Annotated in this window: 22 protein-coding genes and 1 tRNA gene; 7 read left to right on the forward strand and 16 right to left on the reverse strand. The window is 44.8% G+C overall.

Translation table 11 applies throughout. From position 1 onward, the window contains the following. Positions 1-53 precede the first annotated feature (53 nt). Both MsAg5_RS05345 and MsAg5_RS05350 read right to left on the reverse strand, forming a co-directional pair. Positions 54-404: an AzlD domain-containing protein gene (locus tag MsAg5_RS05345; RefSeq protein WP_338099592.1), complete on the reverse strand. Its 351-nt coding sequence runs from the start codon at positions 402-404 to the stop codon at positions 54-56. Positions 405-406: 2 nt separating this feature from the next. Next, entirely contained in the window at positions 407-1,333 is a 927-nt protein-coding gene (locus MsAg5_RS05350; protein WP_338099593.1) for an AzlC family ABC transporter permease, read from the reverse strand. A gap of 519 nt (positions 1,334-1,852) precedes the next feature. Between MsAg5_RS05350 and MsAg5_RS05355 the strand changes: the two genes are divergently transcribed. Continuing rightward, positions 1,853-2,395, forward strand: a complete 543-nt coding sequence (locus MsAg5_RS05355) for an FKBP-type peptidyl-prolyl cis-trans isomerase (protein WP_338099594.1) — start codon at positions 1,853-1,855, stop codon at positions 2,393-2,395. 223 nt (positions 2,396-2,618) lie between these two features. On the opposite strand, the gene MsAg5_RS05360 is transcribed toward MsAg5_RS05355, so the two are convergent. Together MsAg5_RS05360 and MsAg5_RS05365 are read right to left on the reverse strand one after the other, a co-directional pair. After that, positions 2,619-3,056: an FAD synthase family protein gene (locus MsAg5_RS05360; protein WP_338099595.1), complete on the reverse strand. Its 438-nt coding sequence runs from the start codon at positions 3,054-3,056 to the stop codon at positions 2,619-2,621. 417 nt (positions 3,057-3,473) lie between these two features. Next, entirely contained in the window at positions 3,474-4,208 is a 735-nt protein-coding gene (locus MsAg5_RS05365) for an ATP-binding protein (RefSeq protein WP_338099596.1), read from the reverse strand. Between the two features lie 585 nt (positions 4,209-4,793). Here MsAg5_RS05365 and MsAg5_RS05370 point away from each other — a divergent pair. From MsAg5_RS05370 to MsAg5_RS05380, 3 genes are read left to right on the forward strand one after another with little or no spacing between them, the layout of a single operon-like run. Then, on the forward strand, positions 4,794-4,982 hold the full coding sequence (locus tag MsAg5_RS05370; protein ID WP_338099597.1) for a hypothetical protein: 189 nt from the start codon (positions 4,794-4,796) through the stop codon (positions 4,980-4,982). 2 nt (positions 4,983-4,984) lie between these two features. Beyond that, positions 4,985-6,487, forward strand: a complete 1,503-nt coding sequence (locus tag MsAg5_RS05375) for a homocysteine biosynthesis protein (RefSeq protein WP_338099598.1) — start codon at positions 4,985-4,987, stop codon at positions 6,485-6,487. Next, on the forward strand, positions 6,484-6,882 hold the full coding sequence (locus MsAg5_RS05380; RefSeq protein ID WP_338099599.1) for a 4Fe-4S binding protein: 399 nt from the start codon (positions 6,484-6,486) through the stop codon (positions 6,880-6,882). Before MsAg5_RS05375 ends, MsAg5_RS05380 begins: the two co-directional genes overlap by 4 nt. Before the next feature lie 43 nt (positions 6,883-6,925). On the opposite strand, the gene MsAg5_RS05385 is transcribed toward MsAg5_RS05380, so the two are convergent. The 5 genes from MsAg5_RS05385 to MsAg5_RS05405 form a co-directional block, all read right to left on the reverse strand. Beyond that, the gene (locus MsAg5_RS05385; protein WP_338099600.1) at positions 6,926-7,084 is read right to left on the reverse strand and encodes a hypothetical protein; all 159 of its coding nucleotides are present in this window, start codon (positions 7,082-7,084) and stop codon (positions 6,926-6,928) included. A gap of 112 nt (positions 7,085-7,196) precedes the next feature. Next, positions 7,197-7,703: a 3-isopropylmalate dehydratase small subunit gene (locus MsAg5_RS05390; protein ID WP_338099601.1), complete on the reverse strand. Its 507-nt coding sequence runs from the start codon at positions 7,701-7,703 to the stop codon at positions 7,197-7,199. Between the two features lies 1 nt (position 7,704). Next, on the reverse strand, positions 7,705-8,967 hold the full coding sequence (locus tag MsAg5_RS05395) for a 3-isopropylmalate dehydratase large subunit (protein ID WP_338099602.1): 1,263 nt from the start codon (positions 8,965-8,967) through the stop codon (positions 7,705-7,707). A gap of 727 nt (positions 8,968-9,694) precedes the next feature. After that, a complete protein-coding gene (locus MsAg5_RS05400) occupies positions 9,695-10,735 on the reverse strand; it encodes a cation diffusion facilitator family transporter (protein WP_338099603.1) in 1,041 nt (346 codons plus the stop codon). A 253-nt stretch (positions 10,736-10,988) separates the two neighbouring features. Next, positions 10,989-11,072 (reverse strand) — tRNA-Leu (locus MsAg5_RS05405). 420 nt (positions 11,073-11,492) lie between these two features. Here MsAg5_RS05405 and MsAg5_RS05410 point away from each other — a divergent pair. Beyond that, complete coding sequence (locus MsAg5_RS05410; RefSeq protein ID WP_338099604.1) at positions 11,493-11,981, forward strand: type IV pilin domain-containing protein; 489 nt, start codon at positions 11,493-11,495, stop codon at positions 11,979-11,981. 16 nt (positions 11,982-11,997) lie between these two features. Here MsAg5_RS05410 and hypF read toward each other — a convergent pair whose 3' ends face one another. The 7 genes from hypF to MsAg5_RS05445 all read right to left on the reverse strand — a co-directional run bounded on the left by hypF (position 11,998) and on the right by MsAg5_RS05445 (position 20,764). Continuing rightward, positions 11,998-14,487 (reverse strand): carbamoyltransferase HypF, encoded by a 2,490-nt coding sequence (hypF, locus tag MsAg5_RS05415; RefSeq protein ID WP_338099605.1) that lies wholly within the window; start codon positions 14,485-14,487, stop codon positions 11,998-12,000. A gap of 131 nt (positions 14,488-14,618) precedes the next feature. Beyond that, entirely contained in the window at positions 14,619-15,128 is a 510-nt protein-coding gene (locus tag MsAg5_RS05420; RefSeq protein ID WP_338099606.1) for a hydrogenase maturation protease, read from the reverse strand. 504 nt (positions 15,129-15,632) lie between these two features. Next, entirely contained in the window at positions 15,633-16,865 is a 1,233-nt protein-coding gene (locus MsAg5_RS05425; RefSeq protein ID WP_338099607.1) for an NAD(P)/FAD-dependent oxidoreductase, read from the reverse strand. Between the two features lie 115 nt (positions 16,866-16,980). Beyond that, positions 16,981-18,171 carry a geranylgeranyl reductase family protein gene (locus MsAg5_RS05430; protein WP_338099769.1) on the reverse strand — a complete coding sequence of 397 codons (1,191 nt, stop codon included), beginning with the start codon at positions 18,169-18,171 and terminating at the stop codon, positions 16,981-16,983. A gap of 8 nt (positions 18,172-18,179) precedes the next feature. Next, positions 18,180-18,356 carry an indolepyruvate ferredoxin oxidoreductase subunit alpha gene (locus MsAg5_RS05435; RefSeq protein ID WP_338099608.1) on the reverse strand — a complete coding sequence of 59 codons (177 nt, stop codon included), beginning with the start codon at positions 18,354-18,356 and terminating at the stop codon, positions 18,180-18,182. A 353-nt stretch (positions 18,357-18,709) separates the two neighbouring features. Further along, the gene (cofC, locus tag MsAg5_RS05440) at positions 18,710-19,435 is read right to left on the reverse strand and encodes a 2-phospho-L-lactate guanylyltransferase (protein ID WP_338099609.1); all 726 of its coding nucleotides are present in this window, start codon (positions 19,433-19,435) and stop codon (positions 18,710-18,712) included. 231 nt (positions 19,436-19,666) lie between these two features. Next, positions 19,667-20,764, reverse strand: coding sequence for a restriction endonuclease (locus MsAg5_RS05445; RefSeq protein WP_338099610.1), 1,098 nt, complete (start codon positions 20,762-20,764; stop codon positions 19,667-19,669). A gap of 218 nt (positions 20,765-20,982) precedes the next feature. Here MsAg5_RS05445 and MsAg5_RS05450 point away from each other — a divergent pair, with 218 nt between their 5' ends. Both MsAg5_RS05450 and MsAg5_RS05455 read left to right on the forward strand, forming a co-directional pair. Beyond that, positions 20,983-21,153, forward strand: a complete 171-nt coding sequence (locus tag MsAg5_RS05450; protein WP_338099611.1) for a hypothetical protein — start codon at positions 20,983-20,985, stop codon at positions 21,151-21,153. Then, on the forward strand, positions 21,150-21,731 hold the full coding sequence (locus MsAg5_RS05455) for a putative immunity protein (RefSeq protein ID WP_338099612.1): 582 nt from the start codon (positions 21,150-21,152) through the stop codon (positions 21,729-21,731). Before MsAg5_RS05450 ends, MsAg5_RS05455 begins: the two co-directional genes overlap by 4 nt. Positions 21,732-21,899 lie beyond the last annotated feature (168 nt).

A 21,899-nucleotide genomic window follows, 5' to 3' on the forward strand; every position in this document is an offset into this window, starting at 1 on the left:
CTAATTGATTAATTGATTAATTGACTAATTGATTGAATTTGAAAAAATAAAAATCAAGATGTTGTGCCGGTGACGGACGGCAGGAACAACTCGACGATAAAAACAACCACCACACTGATGATGATGATGTAAACCATTTTGATTTTAAAAAGGGACAAACCAAGAGCAACGGCACCGCCGATGATGGCTGAAATCGGGCTGGACGTCGCGCCGAAGATTTTCGGAAACGTCAGAACGCCCAAAATACCGTACGGGACCAGTTTAAAGAAATTCTCCCAATAGCCGGTGATTTTAATGTTGCGCATCGCGAAAAGCGGAATGATACGCGGAATAAGAGTCGCGACCGCCATGGCGATGATCATCAGCGCCAAATAGTTGACGCTGCCCAGACTGAAGGAAATCATAATCAGTTCCCTCCGTCGGTGGGTGAAGTTTCCCCGAAAGTTCCGGTTGTACCGGTTGTGCCGGCTGTTCCGGAACTTCCCGTTGTACCGGCTGCGCCGACCGTTGTGGACGCTGCCGCTGTTACATCAGCAGATTCCGGATTTTCTTTTTTCGGGTCTTTTTTGGTTTTCCGTTCCATATAATAAGCGCCGATCGCGGCGCAAATGACCGGAATGATGATAAAACTGAATGAGGACGGCATATCTCTCAAAATCGGAATGTAATCAATAAACGAATTCATGACGGCTGCCGCCGCAAAAATCAGCAAGACGATTTTGAGTTTCAGCATTTCTTCGCCGGTGAGCACCAAATACATGGCGTAAACCGCAATCCCGAGCGCGCTCAATATCGACGCCGGAATGAAGCCGCCGAACAAAATGCCGACGAGCGTCGCCAAAATCCAAAGAATATAAGAAACGCCTTCCAAACCGAGCGCATAATACCCTTTGATTTTGGAATCGCTGGTGGACAATAAACTGAACGTTTGGTCGGTAATACCGAATCCGAGAGCGGCCCGCATGCCCGGTTTGATATCCTGGTCCATTTTTTCCGTCGCGGTGGCGCTGGTGAGCAGGCTTTTGATGTTGATGAAAAAGGTGGTGACGGCGATTTGAATGCCGCTGGAACCGGCTTGAAGCATGTCAAGCGCGTTGAACTGCGCAGCGGCCGAATACACCAAAACCGACATGAGAAGCGCGGCCCAAAGCGGCATCGGCGGATTTCCGGTGACCGACAAAATACCGAAACTGAGCGCGATCGGAACGCTGCCGATGGCAATATTCATGCCGGCTTTCGCGCCGGCAATCATTTGATTTTTTTTCCCTTCCGGGAGATGAGACGGGCGGTGGGCAGGAAGCTTTTTTTCATGATCTGATGACTGGTCCGTCAATGGAAACACCCCATAATTGAAATAAAAGTAACAAGCATTCAACTGCTGTCCGAATATCGGATTCGTTTGAGATATTCAGCCGGCTGAACATTATATAATATAAATAATATTAACCTGTTTATATTTCTTATGAATTATATAAAACTTCCCATTCAAATAAAAGCAGTCTGAAACGGATTGGTAAAAGTTTTCGTAAGGGGTCATTTATTTTATTTTTTTCTTTTTTTTTATTTTTTCTTTTTTTCTTTTTTCTATTTTTATTTTATTTTTTCTTTTTTTTATTTTATTTTTTCTTTTTTTTATTTTCATTTGTCATCATTGTTATTTTTAAATGGCAACTTTTTTAAATGAGATACTCTATTTCATAAACAATTGGTTTATACAATTTCGTTGCGCATCCGGAAAGTTTCGTCGATTGCAGGCGAATTTTTGTATGATTGACTGATTCATCAGAAAGATGACAGATTCAATTTTATCTTTATTTTTATTTCTGACTTGAAACACAAATAGGTATTATCTATGGCAAAAAAAGTAAACCCAATCATGTACATTGTCGGTGGTTTTCTCCTTGTTCTTTTGATCTTCGGAATTATCGCCGTCGTTTTATATCCGACCCCGCAAGTTGTCGAGCCCACGGTCGAACTCAATGATACCGTCACCGTTGAATATGTCGGTACGTTTGATAACGGAACAAAATTCGATGAAGGCGTCATTACGGACTACACCGTCGGCAGCCACAAAATGATCCGCGGATTTGAAAACGCTCTTCTCGGTATGAAAGAAGGTGAAACAAAAACAGTTCGAGTTGCACCGGAAGATGCTTACCCGTACAATGAATCCCTTGTAATTACCTATAACAGAGCCGATGTTGTTGAAATGCTTGGATCCGTCCCCGAAGTCGGCGCCCAGGTTCAATCCGGATCAGTCCCGGGAGTCGTCACCGTCGTCAACGAAACCATTGTTGTCGTAGACTTTAACAGACCGTTGGTCACCGACCAATACTTAAACTTTGAAATTACCGTTTTAAACATTAAAAGCGACCACTCCGTCGCCCACGAGTAATTCAATAGCGGCAACGTAAAAACAAGCGGCAAAGTGATGAAATCACTTTGCCTTTTTTTATTTAAAAAAACAGAATAAAAAAAACAAAACAAATAAAAAAATAAAATATATAAAAAAATAAAACATATAAAAAAAGCAACGCTTAACCCATAAAAAACATTTTTTCAAAAATAAAAAAGAATGGGATTCTTTTTCAAAAATTCTCATTCAAGAATTTAAAAAATTAATCCTTTAAACAGCGTTTTTTCAAAATTTCAGCAATGATTTTCCGGCTGCTGTACATGTCTTCAGACGTGCCGGTGTCCGCTTCCGAAAGCCGGACGATTTTCGGGAAAAAGCCGCGGTCGTTTAAGTCTTTTTTCAGTTTTTCCTCATTTTGCTGCTGGTTAAATCCGAGAACAATGATGTCCGGCTGAATGATTTCAAGCGGTTCGAAATAATCGGTCAGGCTGCCGAGAACGGCGTAATCCACCGGTTTTAAGGATTGAATCATTAAAAGGCGTTGGTTTTCAGGAATGATCGGTTTCGGTTTATTTGAAATATTGGCGTCCCGCCCGATGATCACATAAAGCTCGTCGCCGAGCGCTTTGGCTTGCTCCAAAAAGGAAATGTGGCCGGGATGTAAAATATCAAAAGTGCCGGTTGCTAAAACACGTATCAATTTGTTCACCTGATAATGAAAATAAAATTAAAAGAATATGAAAATAATGTCAAACAAAATAAATTTTAAGTTATGCGGCAGACGCCAAAGCCATGAGTTATAAAAATGAAGATTTATAAATAAATTATGAACCCGAAATGAGATTTTATGATTAAATTTCTGATAATAGATGAAATAAACAAAATAAAACTGATAAGATATAACTTTTGATTAAATATTCAAATGAATATGAAATCAAAAATAAGACCAAATAAAATCAAATAAGACCAAATAAAATCAAATGAGAACAAATAAAATCAAATGAGAACAAATAAGATCAAATGAAATCAAATGAGAACAAATAAGATCAAAATTAAAAAAAGGTGAAGATGTATTTGACCGGTTTCTAACCAATAAAGCACATCAGATCAAAGACATTTATTTTTGATCATTTTCGACAACCGGAAGGATCAAAGAAAAGGTGGTTTGATCCGAATCAGAGACTTTGAGAATTAAATCGCCGCCGTAACGGGCGACCGTAATTTTTGAAATATAAAGACCGAGACCAAAGCCGGTGCTGTTGGGACCTTTGATGCCCGGCAAAAAGAGAGTGTTTCGAATGGATTCCGGAACCGGATCGCCTGAATTGGTCACGTCCACACGGCATTTCCGAATACCGCCGTCCGTAAATTCCGAAATGGAAATGAAAACGGGTTTTTCCGTGTTGCCGTAAGCGGCGGCGTTTGAAAACAAAGATTCGAAAATGGCGGTTAAGGCTTGGTCGGCCAAAACGTCGTCATCGTCTTCTGTCATTGAAAAGGTGAGATTCGGATATTTCAAACAAGCCTCCTCAATCTCATGGGACAAAGAATAAACGCCCGGGACAACGCCTTTGTAAAGGAAATTTTCCACTTCTTTAAACATGGACAAATAGTCCAAGCTTTTGTAGCAGGCTTCCGATATTTTATCCAGATATTTTTCGTCGTTTTTCATCCGGTAAAGTTCAAGCGACATCAAAATAATGCTGTAATAATTCTGCAGATCATGGCGCAAAAGTCCGTAGGCGCCGATCCCCATTTCACGATAGCCGTCCGAATACCGGACCAGTGTCTCAGGCGTACTGAGGGAGGGATATTTTTCATAAATGGTGGTCGGGTGGGGTTTTTCTGCCATATAAACCATAATCCTTCAAGAATCTGATTGATGAATTGTAAATGATATCGCGGCGCCATAAAGGAACAAAGTGAAAGACGCATCATTCGGACGCAATTTTGAAAAATGACGCCTGCTCACATTTTATGCCTAAATTTAATCCTTTTTTTTAAAACCGAAATTTATTGCTTGCTTCAAGGTTAAATAAACATTAAACAAGAAAATTGTTAAAAATTTATCATTTATATTTTTTTTAATATAATAACTTTAAAATATATAATCGTTTTCCATGAAAGAGGAATCCGTTTCTCAAAATATTTGACGAATCATATAATTTAATAAATATGAATCAGTTTCAACATTTTAGTTAAATCTTAACGGTAAAAATAGTCTTTCATTATTTAAAAATGATATGCTATATCTGATAAATATATTTAAAATTAGATAAATAAATGAACGAAACGCCCGACGACTGAAATATAACTGATAGTAATAATTAACAGACAATTTTATATAGATTAATATCATTCATTGCAAGACATCGGAACATCATAAAAGAAATATGAACAAGCCGATCAAAACAAAATAGAATTAAATCAAAAACAATTGAAACAACCGAAACAACCGAAACAATTGAAACAATTGAAACAATTGAAACAATCAAAAACGGTTGAAAATAAAAATAAATTAAATAAAAACAAAATCATAACAATAGAAAAAAATAGAGAAGAACAAATGTATTTAATGAATCAACGTATCAGAGAAAGGTATCGAATATTTCTTGAGGAGAATTAAGAATGGTTAAAACAATTGCTGAAATTAATCAAAAAATTGCGTCCGGAGAAGTTTGCGTTGTCACGGCAGAGGAAATGTCAGACATCGTCGACGACGTCGGCGCAGAAAAAGCGGCAGCGGAAGTGGACGTCGTCACAACCGGAACGTTTGGCGCCATGTGTTCCTCAGGAGTCTTTTTCAACTTCGGGCATTCCGAAACCCCGATCAAGATCACGAAATTATACATGAACGATGTGGAAGCGTATTCCGGCATTGCGGCCGTTGACGCTTATTTGGGCGCGACGCAGTTTTCCGAAAAAGTTGGATTAAAATACGGCGGCGCTCACGTCATTGAGGATTTGGTTGCGGGAAAAGAAGTGGAGATTAACGCCTTTTCCTACGGAACAGATTGCTATCCGAGCAAGGAACTCACAACGACAATCACGCTCGACGACTTGAATCAGGCGATCATGGTCAACCCGAGAAATTCTTATCAAAGATATGACGCCGCCACCAACGGTTCAAAGAAGATTTTGCACACATACATGGGCGAACTGCTGCCGGACTACAAAAATGTCACCTATTCGGGCGCCGGCATCTTATCGCCGATTTCAAACGACCCGACCTACCGAACCATCGGCGCCGGCACCAAAATCTTTTTGGGCGGCGCGCAGGGCACAATTGTCGGCGAAGGAACGCAATGTTCAACCGCGGGCGGCTATGCAACGCTCATGACCACCGGCAATCTCAAACAGATGAAAAAAGAGTATGTGAACGCTGCTTCCTTTAACGGTTACGGCACATCCCTTTACTTGGGTCTTGGCATTCCGATTCCGATTCTGGACGCCGAGATGGCGAAAGCAACGGCGGTTCGGGACTGCGATATTTCCGTCGGCATTAAAGATTATTCCATCGGCAAACGCGACCGTCCGGTGATCCGAACGGCGACGTACGAGGAACTCAAATCCGGAAGCATCGAGCTTTACGGCAAAACAGTTCCGACGTCTTCGCTGTCCGTTTTCAAAACGGCACGCAAGGTGGCTGAGGAACTCAAAGACTGGATTGAAAAGGGAACGTTTACGCTCAGCGCGCCGGTGGCGCCGCTGCCGTTCAAACAAACGACGAAACCGATGAAAGAAACAAACAAAATTCCGCTCGTCAAAGACATCATCAACGGCAAAATCGAAACGATCGACGCGTCCAAAAGCGTGATCGACGCCGCCAAACAGATGCGCAAAAACGAACGGAATCATTTGCCGGTGGTGTCAAACAATAAATTGGTCGGCATCATCACGTCGTGGGACATTTCAAAAGCGGTTTCCGAAAACCATTTGGGAACGATTGAGGCGTGCATGACCCAAAATGTCGTGACGTGCGGCCCGAACGATCCGGTCGACGCGGCCGCGAAAAAGATGGCGGACAATCACATTTCCGCCATGCCGGTGATTGACGAGAACAGAAATGTTGTCGGACTCATCACCAGCGAACATATCAGCAAACTGTTCACCAGGGGGAAGAAACAATGAAACTAAAAATCACATTTCCGGAAGAGCGTGTGAATTCACCGATCCTGTCGGAAGTCATTCTCAAAACCGGCGTTTTGGTGAGCATTGTGTCTTCCGTCGTGGATATGAACGGCGGGGAAATGATCATCGAGGTCATCGACCAAAGCTATGAAAGCATCAAAAAAGAGCTGTGCGCCAAAGGCGTCCGGGTCGTTCCGGTTCATGATTTGATCAAACGGGACGAAAAGGAATGCGTTGAATGCGGCGGCTGCATTTCGGTCTGTCCCGCCAAGGTCTTTTCATTTGACAAAGACTGGAATTTAAAATCAGATGTGGACAAGTGCATCCGGTGCAAGCTGTGCATCAGCATGTGCCCGCACCAAGCGTTGAGTATTGAAGGAAAAGAAGTTGTGTAAATTTGGAAATGATATTTTCATTTCCATTCTTTTTTTATTTAAATTAAAGAAGTTCATTGCATCTTCTCATTTCTTCAAAAACGTCAACTTCCAAATCATCATCGTTGCCCGTCTTAATCTCGCCATTTATATATTTCTTCAAAAGAGCAATCGATTTTTTATTTTTAATGACGGCTGTATCCGTATACGATGATGTTGCCATAAGTTTCAACTCCATATTAAAAGTAAAAAAGTTGTAAGAATTGAAACTATATAATTTTTTAGATGTAGATTTTAAAAAAAGAGAAAGATAAAAACGGATAAATCCGTCTTCATCAATCGATGTTAAATCCACCGTTCTTTTCGATGTGCGCCACAAGGCCGCCGTCGTTTAAGATTTTAATCATGGCGTCCGGAAGCGGTGAGAACGTCAACGTGATGCATTTTGTCACGTCTTTAATCGTTCCGGCGGCGAGGTCGACTTCCAATTGGTCGCCTTCATCGATTTGGTCGGTGTCGCAAATGAGCACCGGAAGTCCGACATTGATGGCGTTCCGGTAGAAAATCCGGGCGAACGATTTGGCCAAAACGGCGCTCACACCGGCCATTTTGATGATGGTCGGGGCGTGTTCGCGCGAAGATCCGAGACCGAAGTTGTTGCCGGCGACAACGAAATCGCCTTTTTGAACTTTTTTGGCAAATTCCGGGTCGGCGTCTTCAAGAACGTGTTTGGCGAGTTCCGGCAAATTGGTTCTGAGGTGGAAAAGACGGCCGGGCGCAATATGGTCCGTGCTGATGTCGTCGCCGAATTTGAATGCTTTTCCTTTGTAAAGTGTTTCCATTTTAAATCACCTGTCGCGGGTCGGTAATCACGCCGTAAATGGCGGTGGCGGCTGCCGTTGCCGGGGAGCCGAGATAAATAAATCCTTCCGTGTTGCCCATCCGTCCCTGGAAGTTACGGTTTTGGGTTGCGAGACACGCTTCGCCGTCGGCGAGCGCGCCTTCGTGAACGCCGACGCAAGGTCCGCATCCGGGCGCCATGATAATCGCGCCGGCTTTGATGAAGGTTTCAATGTAACCTTTTTGAACGGCTTCGAGGAAGACGTCTTTGGAGGCCGGGACAATAATTAAGCGTGTGTCCGGGTGGCGTTTTTTGCCATCCAGGATTTTGGCGGCGATTTCCAAGTCGTCAATCCGTCCGTTCGTGCAGGTGCCGATGAAAACTTGGTCGATTTTTGTGCCGGCGATGTCGGTCACGACCGCCGTGTTGTCCACCGTGTGCGGCTTTGAAACCGTCGGCTGGAGTTTGGCGGCGTCGATGTCGATCACGCGTTCGTAGGTCGCGCCTTTGTCGGCTTTGATTTCTTTGTATTTGTCGCCGCGGCCATGTTCTTTGAGGTAGTCGCGGGTTTTGTCGTCCGTTTCAAAAAGACCGGCTTTGGCGCCGGCTTCGACGGCCATGTTGGCGAGCGTGAAGCGTTCGGACATGGTCATGTTTTCGATGGTCTCGCCGCCGAATTCAAGCGCTTTGTAGGTCGCGCCGTCGGCGCCGATGAGGCCGATGAGGTGAAGAATCAAGTCTTTGGCATAAACGCCTTTTTGGAACTTTCCGGTCACGTTGACGCGGAAGGTTTCCGGAACACGGAACCAGGTTTTGCCGAGCGCGATGCCGACGGCGACGTCGGTCGAACCCATACCGGTCGAAAACGCGCCGAGCGCGCCGGAGGTACAGGTGTGGGAGTCGGCGCCGATGAGGACTTCTCCCGGGTTCACGTAGGTTTCAACAAGCCGCTGGTGGCAGACGCCTTCGCCGGCTTCGGAGAGCTGAGCGCCCGTTTTCTTGGAGAAAGTCCGAAGAATCTGGTGGGCGTTGGATAAGTCTTTTTGCGGGCTCGGAGCCGCGTGGTCGATGAAAAGAACGGTGCGTTCCGGGTTTGCCGCTTTCACAAGGTTCATTTTTTCAAGCTGCTGAACCGCGAGCGGTCCGGTGCCGTCTTGCACAGCGGTCACGTCGACATTGACAAGTGTGATGTCGCCGGCGTAAACGTCTTTTCCGGCACGGCCGCTGATAATTTTTTCAGCTAAGGTTTGTGGTTGTTTTGCCATAATTCATCCCTAAGTTTGGATTTTCAATCAAAATTGAATTTATCATTCAAAAATGAGATCTTAAATTTAAATGATAAGAGAAGACGGAAACACTCTGAAGCACGATTCATGAAATATTTCAGTCAAATTTAAGTCACGCGTTTATCAAACTGGTTTTAAATATAAAATATTATTGACAAACAAACGGAAAGAATCATAAAATATTTTGACACGTTTCAGAAAGTTATCGGCTCATTTTGAAAAATCGGAACGAAAATGCGTGCCGTAACGCGTGTGGCGGCACCCGCAGAAAAAATGAAAACAATGAAAACAAAAAATAATAATACATTAGAACCGCCAAGCTGTCCGATTCAAGCAAACCATCCCGCTTAAACAGACGCAAAGCGTCTGTTTAAGCGGATACCGCAAAATGGGAAGATACAATCAGGGACAGAAAATGCAAAAAGGAGCAAAGCAGCAACTGTATTTTTGGAACCTGCTGCTGAAAACCGGACCCAGAAAGAACTGTATTGTTGGAAACAGGAGATGCAATCTGAAATCTAAAAACAGTCACCTGCAGATGCAATCTGAAATCTAAAAATAGTGAACTGTGGGTGCAAACTGAACTTAAAAATAATATCGGGAGCGGTTTTGCTTGAAAGTCTTCAAAAATATGTCGCCATAACGCGCGCGGCGCCGCCGTCAAAAAAACAAAAAACAAAAAATACGAAAAGGAAAAAGAATCGGATTAAAGTTCCGATTGCTTGTGTTCTTCCAAAACCGCTTCGTCCGGCAGATATTTTTCCACTTTAATCATCACGAACGTGGTCGGACCAAACCGTTCCTTCAAACATCTTTCGATATCCGTTTGGATGTTGTCGGCTTCTTCCACGCTCAAATCGCCGTCCACCATGATGTGCAAATCGATGGCTTTCGTGTTGCCGAGCTTCCTGGTTTTAAGAGAGTGGCAGTCGCGAACGCCGTTTTGTCCGTTGACAATCTGAAGAATATCTTCATGAATTTCCGGACCCAAAGACGCTTCCGCCAAATCGTTGACGTTGGTGTAAATGATCTTAAAGGCGATGTAGAGAATGTAAAGCGCCAAAATAACGGCCATAATCGGGTCAATGACCGCCCAGGAACCGCCCAAAAGAATAGCGGCGCCGATTCCGGCGGCAACGCCGACGGATGAGAAAGCGTCCGTCCGGTGGTGCCAAGCATTCACCTCAATCAGTGTGCTGTCCAACTTTTTAGCCACCCGGTGGGTGTACTGGTAAAGAAGTTCTTTGATAATAATAGAAGCCAGCGCGGCATAAAACGTCAGCATCGTCGGCGATTCCAAGGGGACGCCGTTTAAGAATTGGTAGATGGAAACAGCCCCGCCGTAAAAAATCATAATGCCGGCGAGAAGCAGCATAAACCCGACCACGGTCGACGCCAATGTTTCCACTTTTCCGTGACCGTAATTGTGGGATTTGTCCCCGGGCTTGGCGGAAATTCTCAAACTGACAATCACAACGATGTCGCTGAGCAAATCCGACAGGGAGTGAATACCGTCCGCAATCAATGCTTCACTGTGCCCGAAAAATCCGACGACGACTTTAACAACGGTCAAAATGACGTTAATGATCATCCCGATGACAGTCACGCGAATGCCTTCCTTGGACATCGACATCAAAGCGGCGGCGGAATCCATCGACTCGGCATGATTGTGTTTACCGGAAAGACCGGATGGCGAAGGCTGTGCCTGTTGTTCAGATTGTTCAGGTTGCGACTTTGGCTCGGTCATAAAATTCCTTCGAAAAAATTCTCGAAAATAATTCAGTTTGAAAATAACGGAATTGATTATTCATGATTAGGCGATTATAGTATATAAAAAACCAATCAAAAATGTTTAAATGTCCAAAACTTTTTTTTGTGTTACAAAAAACAAACGTGATATCAAAAATACAACGAAATATAAAATAAACCGACAACGCAACGAAAATTGAAAACAGAAGATGAAAATAGAGGAGAGAACGGATATGAAATTAAAAATCGAGTGCGAGGGATGGGATTTGAACCCATGAATTCCTTCGAAACTGGATCTTAAGTCCAGCGCCTTTGACCAGCTCGACAACCCTCGCACAACGAAAATGAAGAAAATATCGGAATTTGTCCGGTCGATTGATTTTCCCGAATGTGAAAAGTATAAGAAAAACCAAATTAAGCAACGAATAATCATAATGATTGTATTTAAAGGTTATTCTGAAACAGATTTTTGGTTTTTCATTCTTTTTTCTATTCGTTTTTATTATTTTCTTATCTTCTTTTTTTCTTCTCTTTCTTTTTCTATTCTTCCCTTATTTTTTCTTTTTCATTTTCATTTCTTTCGATTTTATTATTTAAATCGGATACAATTCCAAATTATTTAAAAAGATTCATAAACATCCGCCTTTTTTTTGTTTTGGAGGTTCTTGACTATGAAATTAAAAACCATTCCCCAAACGAAAACAAAACACAAAAAACAAAATTCACAATCAAACAAACACAATCAACAAAACCGTTTGCCAAATTTTTTGCGCGACAAACGCGGCATTTCGCCTGTCGTCGGCGTCCTGATGCTTCTCGCGATTACCGTCATCATGGCCGGTTATTTGGGCTCGGAAGTTCTCAGCTACGAATTTGAAAAACCCGCGCCGCCGGTCAGTATGAGCGCACGGTATGAAAAAGCGGATGTTGGGACAACATCTTACGGCGTCGTTCGTCTGGAACACATCGGCGGCGCCTCTTTGGATGTATCGAATCTGAAAATACTTGCCGGCAGCACTGAAGTCAATCTGTCAAATTTGAAAAAAGAATCGATCGGCATCGGTGAATCGGTTGCGATTGCCAACATCGGCAGCAGTCAAGTTGCTGTGTTGGAATATCCGGTGTCCAAAAGTTCAAAAAAACCGGCGGGAAACTTGATTGTTCAGGGAGAATCTTTGGAAATTACCGTGATTGACGTCTCCCACAATCAAATCCTTTACAAAGCCACCGTCCGGAATTACTGACGACAACGAAAAGGATTCATTCTTTGTTCGATTCCGCCAAAAGACGCGCAACGGCGATCGCCGCCTGTCCGTGAGAAATACAGCCGTCTCCCGGGGGCAGGTTTTTGTGCGTCAGGAAAGTGACGCCCCGAGATTTCAAATAATCGGAAATGACGGAAACAATGTAATCGTTGTTTGCGACGCCGCCCGAAACTCCCGCAACAGATATTCCGGTTTTGTCGCAAGCGTCCGCGGCCAGCATGGCGATTCCGAGTGAAAGCGAATGAACAGCCATAACCGCCAGTTCGTTGACGGAAAAACGGTGGCCGGATTCCGGCTTATTTATTTCCAAAAGGACAGCATACATCAACGCGCTCGTATCCAAAACAGGCCGTCCGTCAACGTCTTTGAATTGCGGAACGAAATAATTCAGATCCGGCGATTCAAGAAGTCCGGCGGCAGCCGCCGATTCCAAAACCATTGACGGCTCGCCGTCGTAGGTTCGGGTTTGACACAATCCGAGAAGCGCTGAAATCGCATCAAGGGCGCGTCCGGTGCTTGTCGACATCACGAGATTAAAATTGTTGTCCAATTGCGACAACACCATTTTTTTCTCATCGTTGCCGTGTTTGAAATAAAGATTCAAATCAAAAAGATCTTCTTTAGAAATTTGTCCGCTTTTCACATACGGGTAAAGCATTCCAAAAACCATTCGCGACGGAAAATAAGACGCTAAATCGCCGCCCGGCATCGGCTGCGGCGCCAGCGACGCCATTCGTTCGTAAGAGGTGTAGCCGCACCGGAGAATTTCGCCGCCCCAAACTGTTTTATCGTCGCCGTAACCGACGCCGTCAATGGCAATTCCGACAATTTCAGAGTCAATCGGAAGCATGTTGTCGGCCATGACGGAACAAATGTGCGCATGATGATGCTGAATCCGGAAGAGGCGGTTGTCACGATTGGATTCGGAATTGAGTTTGGAATTGAGTTTGGAATTGAGTTTGGAATTGAATTCGGAATCGGATTCTGAAATTTCTTCCGCAAATTTCGTCGTGTTAAATTCGGGATGTAAATCGCAAGCGAAAACGGACGGACGAATACCGGTCAGCCGTTTGAGCGTTTCGTAGGCGTCGGCATGGTATTTGGCGGTTTTGACGTGTTTGGTGTTGCCGATGTACTGCGACAGATAGACATTTCCATCCTTGGCAAACGACATGGTATTGTTCATTTCAGCACCAACAGCCGCAACGCCCGCATTCGATGAAAACGGAAGACGGATACGTTCAGGAACAAAACCGCGCGACCGGCGTAAAAAGACCGGCTCGCCGGCCACGGTTCGAATCACGGTATCGTCGGTTCTGTTTTCGATTTTCCGATTGTGGAACAAAAAGAAATCGCAAACGTTCGACAATTCGAGAATCGCTTCATCGTTGTCGACCACCATCGGCAATCCCGGCAAATTGGCGGACGTCATCACGACGCAATCCGTTTTCAGCGACTCGAATAAAACGTTGTGCGTTCCGGAATACGGCAGCATAACGCCGATATTGTGAAGACGGGGCGCGACTGACGGCGCCAAGGGGTATGATTTTGATTTATCAAAGACGACAATCGGGCGTCTGAAATTTCGGAAAAGGGAGACAAGCGTTTCGTTTTTCGGGTCGTTTGTGTCGGCAATTTTTTGAGCCGCCGCTTCACTTCTCACCATGACCGCAAACGGCTGCGCCGGACGGTTGAGGCGTTTTCTCAGCGTTGAAACAGCCGATTCTGAAAACGCGTCACAGACCAAATGAAAACCGCCGTATCCTTTGAGGGCTACGACAAAACCATCGTCAATGGCTTTGGCGGCGTCCCTCAGCGCGTCGTTGCCGAAAGAAATCGGATCGTTGATTTTGCAGGACGGATCCGACGTCGATTTTTGAAAGGCATGTTTGGGACCGCAGTCAGGACAGCAAACCGGCTGCGCATGGTAGCGGCGGTCGGAAACGTTGGTGTATTCTTTTTGGCAGGCGTCACAGAGCGGAAAGTCGTCCATCGTTGTGTTTTCACGGTCGTACGGCAATTTTTTGACCGTCGTATACCTTGGACCACAGTTGGTGCAAACCGTAAACGGATATATGTACCGGCGATTGTTTTTGTCTTTCAGTTCAGACAAGCAGTCGGCGCAAATGGCGGTATCGGGCGGAATAATGGAATTTCCGGCGCCGGATTCGGCATCGTTTTCAGCGGCAGCATGGCTTTCGGAAATCGAAAACGATGCCGCGTATTTCAAAGACAAATCCTCAAAATCAACAATTTCAAGGTCGTCAATCCGGGAAAGCGGCGGATTTTTTGTCGTCAAATCCGAAACAAAAGAATCAAAATCAACAGATTTTCCGGTGGCAGCGATCTCGACCAAATTTCCCAGATTGATCACGTGCCCGGAAATGTGGTGATCCAAAGCGATCCGGTAAACGAACGGACGAAAGCCGACACCTTGGACAACGCCTTTGATCAATATTTTTTTGTAAACGATAGAATCCGCCATAGAAATTCTCACATTGATTGGATCAGTTCTTCGATCTCAATTTTTCAAATCAATTTTAGTCTTTCAAATTAATATCAATTTTTCAAATCAATATCAATATTTTAAATCCGCACCGGTTTTTCAAATCAATTTCAATTTTTCAAATCGTTCTCAATTTCAGAAATAATAAGCGGAATAACACGTTCAATCGCCGCTTGGACTTCCGGGCACATATCTTCCGTCAATTCGACATCTTCGCCGTGTTTGCCGATTTCAATGCCGAAAACCACAATCTCCGGAAGACCTTGAACTTCGCGGGCGATGGTCAAAACCGTCGGAACGGAAACATCGTGAGAAGACATCATCCGGCCGACGCCTTCGCCTTCTAAAAGTTCTTCGCCTTTGATTTTTAAAATCGAACCGAGATGTTCGCCGCTTTTAATCGCGTCCACGATAATGATTTTGTCAAAACCTTCCAAAAAGGGGAGCATATCCAAACCCGAAACGCCGGCGTCAATGACGTCGACGTCCGAAAGACATGAAACGCCGCCTTCCTCTTTCATTTGAATCATTTTTTCAACAACACGGATACCGGCGCCATCGTCGCCCATCCACAAATTACCGCATCCCATCACACGAATCGATTTCTTTGAAGCTGCCATTTTTAAAACCTGATATTTTGAAATAATATTTTTTTTGAATCTGTTCAATTGCAACACACGCCAAATATAAAAGCGTTTTTTGAAAAACAGACTTTCTGATTTTAGATGTCAGTTTATTTCGTATGGACTGAGTTGTACCCACTGTTCACTATTTTTAGATTCTGTTTGCACCTACAGTTCACTATTTTTAGTTTCAGATTGCACCTACAGGTGACTATTTTTAGATTTGGATTGCATCTGCCGTTTCCAACAATACACCTGTTACTTGTTCCGGTTCTGCACCTACGGTCTGCTGTTCCAATTCCAATTTGCGCGGTATCCGCTTAAACAGACGCCAAAGGCGTCTGTTTAAGCGGGATGGTTTGCATGATTTGAAAAATAAAAGCTGAGTCCATAAAATCAAAAACGATCCCCATTTTTTGAAACAGTCATGAGAACGTGTTGCTATAACGCGCGCGCAGCTGCCCGCTCAAAAAAGCTCAAGTTAAAAATACTGGCGCCCGCTCAAAAAAGAACCGACTTAATCAAATCCGCGTAAACACTTCGAAGTTTCCAAAGCAGTTTTTTGTCCGACTTTAAAACCGCGATCATGGCTTCCTTGAGCTCGAAATCTTCAAGCGGCAAACCGGCCGCAATCTTGGCAATCGCATTGATTTCATCGTCCGTCCACGTCGCATACGCTTCTTTGATTTTAAAATTTCGTCGAAGACCTTTGCCGATTGTCTTTTCCCATTCCGATTGATAGGATGACAAAAACCGTTCCGAAAAATCACCGGCAGCCAGCGCCCGGATTGCGGTTTCGCCCGCCATTTGACCGGCATACATCGCATTGCGAATGCCGGCGCCGGTAATCGGATCCGAATGTCCGGCCGCGTCGCCGGCAATCATGACGCCGTTGCCGGCGATCTTTTCAAGACCGCCTGAAACGGGAACGGCACCGAAAGCCGTGCCGATAATTTTCGCATTTGGAAACTCTTTTTGAACAAAACGGTCCAGAAAATCAACCGAACGGCCATCGTCTTCTTTTGTTTTCGACCCTAAAAGACCGATGCCGACGTTGGCTGTGTTGTTGCCCTTGGGAAACACCCAAACATAACCGCCGGGAGCGACCTGTTCGCCCAAATAAACCTGACACTGCGTCTGATCAATGGTTTCGTCCCAAAGCAAATACTGAAAACCCGTTTCAATATCCTTCAGGCGAAGGGATTCGGAAAGACCGAACCATCTTGCCACCAAAGATTCAACGCCGTCGGCACCGATGACAATTTTTGAACGAACGTCAAAAACATTGCCGAGGCGGGAAACTTTGACACCCGAAACGGCACCATCGGTTTCAATGATTAATTCGATAGCCGCCGTTTTTGTATAAACGTCCGCACCGGCTTTGCCAGCCAGCATCGCCAAATGGCGGTCAAAGATTTTTCTGTCCAGAATGACGCCGGATTCGCCGTCGATGCCCGACATTTTCGTTGTAATCGAAAAATGCGTGCCGTCCGGCGCGTGAACGGTCGCTTTGTGAAGCTCGGCGCAAATAAAATCAGGCGCGTCTTCGTCGTTGAGGTCGATGAATTTCAGGAGCTCCGTTTTGGAGGTGCCCTCCGCACACCGGATCGAAACGCCGATCTCTTGCCTTTTTTCAATCAAAAGAACGGAAAAGCCGGCGGACGCAACCGTCTTTGCGGCAACGGAACCGGCGGGACCAGCGCCGACGACAATCACATCGTATTCGGATTTCATAAAATCACCACCGGCAATTGATTCAAGAGAAAGATAAAAACCAAAAATAAAGACGAAAAGAAAAGAAGAAATCAAAAAATAAAACAAAAATAAAGAAGAAGAGCTGAAAGCCGGATTAGAATCCGACGTAAGCAGCTCCGAGTTTCAGCAATAATTTTTTGTCGACTTTAGAGATGATTTTCACCAAATCGGGCACTTCCATGACGCCGGTGAAGTCGTGTTTCGCCAGCTCGTGCGCGAGTTTGTTGGCTTCCTCATCCGTCATGTCCACATAATAGTCTTTCAAAACCAAGTTGACGCGCATGTATTTGCCGTACAGCTTTTCCCAGTCGCGCTGGTATTTGGACAGACTCTTTTCCGACCAGTCGCCGGACTTCACAGCGTCGGCCGCGACTTTTCCGGCAAACTCGCCAGACCAAAGGCCGCTTTTAATGCCGCCGCCCGTAATCGGATCGGTGCATTGCGCCGCGTCGCCGACCAGCATAATGCCTTTGCCGTACATCTTTTCCAGACCGCCGGAAACCGGAATACCGCCGTAGTTGATTTCAGCGATTTTACCGTCCGGGAATCTCTTCTTGACGAATTCGTTTAAGTAATCAATCGGGCGTCCGCCGTCTTTGACTTTGTTGCCGAGAAGGCCGATCCCGACGTTCGCGCGGTCCTTTCCTTTCGGGAAAATCCAAACGTAGCCGCCCGGCGCATATTGGTTGCCCATGAAAAACTCAATGTTTTCAGGATCAATGTCGATGTCCGTCATCATAAACTGAACGCCGGACTCAATATCTCTTAATTTAAGCGCGGAACAAAGACCCGCCCACCGTCCGACTTTGGACTCGACGCCATCGGCGCCAATGACGATTTTGCAGCGGATTTCTTTGTCAACGCCCAACCGTGAAATTTTAACGCCGACAACGGTGTCTTTTTCCATGATTAATCCGGTGGCCGTCGCTTTTGTAAAAACGTCCGCGCCGGCTTTAGCGGCGGATTCGACCATGGCGCGGTCAAACACTTTTCTTTCCAAAACAAAACCGGCGATTTCGCCTTCGTTCGCCTGAAGCTTCAAAGCCGTTCCGTCGGGCGCAAAAATCGTGGCGCCGCGAATATTTTGAGAAATAAGGTGAGGCCCAATGTCCAAGAACCGGTCCATGTCTTTCTTGCCGACGCCTTCGGCGCAGCGCACCGGAGTTCCGATTTCCTGACGCTTCTCGATGAGAAGAACGGAAGCGCCGCCGAGAGCCGCGGACTTTGCGGCCATCGCGCCGCTCGGGCCGCCGCCGATCACGACAACATCATATTCGTCTTTCATTTCAACGCTCATTTTTTCACCTCAATGGCGCCGACCGGACATACTTTTTTGCAAATGAAGCAGCTATTGCAAAGTTCTTCGTCCACTTCAATCCGGACTTCTTTCAAATCGAGCGCAAGCGTGCTGCACACCGCAACACACGCGCCGCAATAGCCGCATTTATTTCGGTTGATTGTAACTGTCACTGTTTAACACCTAAGTTCGGGGGTTTTTGAGCCTCACGACTCATATTTAGAATAACAACAATAAACAAAACGTCAACCCAACGTCAAACCGGTTCACAAAAAGACATATGAAAACGATTCGCATCGACTTAACGAAATAAAACAACAATTAAATAAAATACAAAAAATTATAATATAATATGAAATAATAAATGTTCTATAATCAATATCTGCTATATATGATTTTTCCCTCAAATCCGTAGAGTGCATAGGGAAAAGTTCCCGTCCTTTTAAGAAGTGAACGAAAATCGGCAATAAAAATAATAAAAGACCAAATGAATAAAAACAAACACAAAAAACGAAAAACGAAAAAATCATACTTTATGTTCGAACTTGTTTCGCCCGTTTGTTTCTTGAATGCTTAGAATTTGGCGTGCAAAATCACACAAGCGTCCTTCCCCATGAATGAGAATTTCCGTCAAATCGTCCGGCTCGTCGATGTCGACAGAAGCGTAAAATGAATCGTAAATTTCCATGGGAAGAGTCAACATTTTTGCTTCTTCCATGTGTTTTTTAAAACTTTGACCGTGATATTTGACTTCAAAAACATCCGGCGCGCCGATATAAATCATATTCGTTCCGCCGCCTTTACCGGGGGCGATTCGAATGAAACGGCTGTTGTCGTTGTTTTCGTTGTTGTCGTTTGTGTTGTCCGAACAAATCGGCTCAATCATTTTTTGGATATTTTCCGGCCGCAAAAGCGCTAAATCCGCCATCACAATCAAAATCGGACGGCAATCCGCCGAATTTTTCAAATAAGAGTTGAGGGCTGTGTTCAAATCCCGCTCGTCCGTTAAAACGGAAACGGTTCGGCCGTTTTGGCCGGCTTCAAAAGAAATTCGGACTGAATTTTCAAGCGTTTCCGGAAGCGGTGATTTTGATAAAAGATCCAAATCCTGAAGGCCGGCGTTTTTCAAAACCGTCACGACATGTTCAAGCGTCAGCTGAAGCAGCGTTTGGCGTTCGCCGTCCGATAAAACGCAAGAAAGCCTGGACTTCGGGTTGTCCGGTTTGAGCGGAATCGCAACTTTCGGAAGCATGAGCAAAAATACAGATGAATGGAATATAATGATAACGGATAGAAAAACAATAAATTCAAAATCAATTAAATTAAAAATACTGGCCGGCTTTCAAACTCAAAAAAACGTGTCGCCATAACGCGCGCGGCGCCGCCCGCAAAAAAACAAAAATCAAAGAACAAGAAGAAAATAAATAAAAAAAGGCGGAATCGGTCAAACCGAATCCGCCATTTTTTTGTTTAAATTAAAAGTTTAATTTCTCAAACCGTCGGTGTCGTTGAGACCGATGATTTTGATGCCGTTTTGCTGCGCAAAGTTGCGGACGTCTGTGGAAACATCGCCTTCCGCGACAATGATTCCAAAGTCGCAGCGGTTGAAGTCGCGCGCTTGAACGATTTCGGTGACGTCGTCGGCGGTCACAATCCGGTCCCGGCTTTCGACGGAAACGGCATATCTGAGGCCTTCGCCGGTCAAAATCAAATCGGCGCCTTTGCCGTTTTGAAGCGTCGTGATGTCAAAACCGAGTTCTGCGAACACAACTTTAACCTGGCTCATGAAATCGTCGGCTTGGCCGCCAAGCTGCTTGATTTCCGCGGCTTCGATTTGACCGGTTTTGCTGCCGTCAATCGTTTTGGTTTTGTTTTCAATGCGCTGCGTTTTGTCGCCCGGCAATTGGGTTTTTTGTTCCGGCGATTGGTTGTTGAGCGCGTATTCGTAGTTGGATTGGTTGAACAAAACCGATCTCATCTTGTCGAAATAGCGGTTTTCAGTTTCTTCCAAGTACAAATCTTTGGCGTCCTGAACAGCCATTCTGAAGTCGTCTATTTGGCTGCCGCGGCCGCGGAGCAGGAATTTGTATTCTTTCCCGTCTTTGGTGGTCATCAAAAAGGTGGTCCGTTTGTACAGGAAATAGGCAATAACATCGATGAGCGCGCCGATCAAGAGAAGCGCGGCGATGAAATACAGGAAGTAGACGATGTATTGGGAATAAGAGGAAATGTCGTAGTAAGCGTAAACCCCGACAAGATAGTTGACGAGCGAATCGACAGCGCCTTGGGCGAAGTAAAGAATAATGGCCGCCAAGACAACGTTAATGACCGCGCCGATGATGCGGCCCCACTGCGGGTGGTAAACCCAGCCGGTGGACACGACGTCTTCCAACCGGAATTCGCGCATGCTTAATCTTTTTTTGTTGAGCGAAAAGAATCGTTTGTTGGTCAAAACAAGGGTCGTCCAGCTTTTCCATTCGGCAGCTGCCGGGTTGTTGGTTGCGAAAATGGTTTCGTCTTTCATATCAATGGAATTGAGCACACGCTCTTCCTTTCCCAAGTATTTTGAGAAATCTGCCATAAAATCACCTTTTCAAAATTCACCTTTTAGTAAGGACAATAAGACAATAAATATAAACTACAAACAGGACAATGGTTTATAAAGTTTATTCATTCAACCCATTTTGATTCTTAAATAAACCGTCTTGTGTGTGAGTGAGCGAATTAAGTATGATATAGAGATAATATATTAATTAACGAATTAAATAATATAAGATCATATATCTTATTATCTTATAAATGTTATTGTGTTTCAAAAAAAACAGGAAAGAAGAGAGGAAAGGAAGGGAAAGAAAAGAGGGAAAGAAGAGAGGAAAAGAAGGGAAAGAAAAGAGGGAAAGAAAAGAGGGAAAGAAGGGGAAAAGAAGGGGAAAAGAAGAGAAAAAAGAAAGAAAACGGAGGAATTTATGAAAAAGATATTATTTTCGCGAGACAGCCCATGCATTCAGCCGATTCGGTCATTGGTTGAAAAACAAAATCATCGGACTTTGGTTTTGTGGGCATTGGATACGGCGCCGCACGTTTTAACGATTTTTGAGGAAAAGTATCCCGACGACAAACGTCCGCAAGATGCGCTCAGTGTCGTCCGGGCGTGGTCTAAAGGCGAGATAAAAATGCCGGAAGCCAAAAAAGCGATTCTGGCCGCGCACAAGGCCGCAGCCGTTGCCGAAGATCCGGCCGCACAAGCTGCAGCGCGCGCCGCCGGACACGCCGCAGCGACGGTTCATGTGGAAACGCATGCGCTAGGCGTCGTTTTCTACGGATTGACCGCATTCATTTATGCGGCAGATCCGAAAGATGCGGATGCTGTCACAGAAAAAGAATGTCAATGGTTTTATGACCGGCTGCTGTATTGGGAAAAAAATGCGGACGCCGTGGAAACAGCGTGGGCACCGTTTTTACTCAAAGAGGCGCCGAACAAAGAAAAATTGTTGCGGGAAAAAGAAGAACAGAAACGATTACAGAAGCAGCTGCAAAGTAGAAAATAAAAACAAAACCGGAACAATAACATCAAAATTAAAAACGTTTTTTCAAACGCCAAGCAAACCACCCCGCAAAATCAAACGCTTTGCGTTTGTATTTTGCGGAATCCCATCAGCAAGATACATAATTTACAGCAGCGGATTGTACCCGCAGTTGACTATTTTTTAGATTTC

Origin of the sequence: Methanolapillus africanus (genome assembly GCF_032714475.1) — an archaeon.
Classification (GTDB): Archaea; Halobacteriota; Methanosarcinia; order Methanosarcinales; family Methanosarcinaceae; genus Methanolapillus; species Methanolapillus africanus.